Genomic DNA, 1,730 nt, shown 5'->3' on the forward strand with positions numbered 1-1,730 from the left:
GGTCGGCAGGTCCGAGTACGACACGTCGCGGTCGATGACCCCGAAGCCCTTCCGGCCCGGCATCGAGACGTAGCCCTCGCCGCTGGTGAAGTCGAGGACGTCGCCGGACGGCGACGTCCACGTCACCCGCTTGGGCGACAGCGACGGCGGCGGTTCGGCCGGTCCGCCGCCCGGCGGTGTCGAGGTCCCGACGAGGATGGGCACTGCGTTACCTCCTGCGCCTGGAGCGCGCCGCGCGCTCGGCCTGACGGATCCCGCGCATCACGTCCTGCGGCACCCGGTAGCCGTCCACCCCGTGCAGGTGCAGCTCACCGACGAGCGGTCCGCCGCTGGCGCCGCCGAGCGCGGCGGCGGCCATCGCGGTCACCTGCTGCTCGCCGACCGGCTCCGGACGGCCGAGCCCGTTGTGGACGAGGGTGTAGCCGGGCTGCAACATGCCGCCGTCGTCGAACGACAGCGCTGCGGGCTTGAGGTAGGACGGCTTCCTGCTCTTGGGCGTCGGGACGCCGAACGTGCGCCGGACGCCGTCCGCCAGGCGCTTGCCGAGCCGGTCCATCTCCGTGTCCAGCGCCGCCTTCTGGTCGTACAGGCCGGTCAAGAAGCCGCGACCCGCGCCCTTCCCGCTGTCGTACAGCGCGTCGGCGGCGGTGTTCCCGAGCTTCCCGGCGGCCTTGTTGATGGCGGCCTGGTTCCGGTTCATCTCGGCGATCGTGGAGCTGTTCCCGGCCAGCAGCGTCGCGGCGATGCTGCCGCCGTCCGCCGCGCCCATGTCCACGATCTGCCGCAACAAGTCCTTGGACAGGCCGCGCTTGGACAACTGGGTGATCTGGCTCGCGAACGTCGTCAGCGTGCTCGCCCGGTCGCCGAGCCCCGACGCGATATTCGCGGCGCTGCCCTTGTTGCTCAGCCCGGACAGGCTCGCGAACTCGCGCGCCGAGCTGGTGACGGTCTTGGCGTACTCCTTCGCCGCCGCGATCTGCGGCGCGATCGACGCTGCCCTACTCGCCGCCGCGCTCATCGCCTTCTGGATCGCGCTCGACCAGGCGAGCAGCCGTTTCTCGGCCGCCCCGCCGAAGTTCTTCTTGATCTGGCTGTTCAGGCGGGTGAAGTAGGCCGCGAGCTTGGTCGTGCTGCTCAGCATCGCGTCGGTGATCTGCTTCAGCAGCGCCGAGCCCGCCGTGCGCCGGGCGGCCGGGCTCGTCGTCGCGCCGCCGGACGACCCGGACGACAGACGGCCGCCCTTCGCCAGTGTCGTTACGGCCTCGGCGCGGCCGGTGCCGTTGAACGCCATCGTCCAACCGGGCTGGAGCAGCCCACCCTGGTCGTAGGTCGCGTGCCGCATGTACTGGAGCAGCGGCGACCGCCGGTCGCCCCGGTCCAAGTTGCGTTCCTTGTACGCGCGCAGGTCCTCGGCGCGCTGGTCGAGCAGGCCCCCGCGCGCCATCGGCCGCAAGATCGCCGACTGCCCACCGCGCACGCCGCGCCGGACGGTCGGGCCCTCGTTGCCGCCGATCGTCTCGTACCGGCCGCCGCCGAGGTTCTTCGCGATGACGTTGATGTGGCCCGTGCCCCGGTAGGCGCCCAGGTCACCCGGACGGCCCTCGGCCTGCCCGACGTGCTTCATGCCGGAGACGTAGGACGCGACGGCGGCGGACGGGTACCCGCCGTAGCGGTCGCCCGCGCCCACCTGCTTGATCGCCTCGCTCACGAACATGGCGCACCACGGCGCG

1 protein-coding gene and 1 pseudogene are annotated in these 1,730 nt (G+C 72.2%); both read right to left on the reverse strand.

Features of this window, described 5'->3' with window-relative positions; all coding sequences use genetic code 11:
• Positions 1-204 (reverse strand): annotated as a pseudogene (locus amrb99_RS49340) (hypothetical protein); the annotation flags it as partial.
• Between the two features lie 4 nt (positions 205-208).
• Positions 209-1,730: CHAP domain-containing protein (locus tag amrb99_RS49345; RefSeq protein WP_206700430.1), on the reverse strand; the 1,522-nt coding region annotated here is incomplete at its 5' end.

It is taken from the genome of Actinomadura sp. RB99, assembly GCF_014706005.1.
Taxonomy (GTDB): Bacteria; Actinomycetota; Actinomycetes; order Streptosporangiales; family Streptosporangiaceae; genus Spirillospora.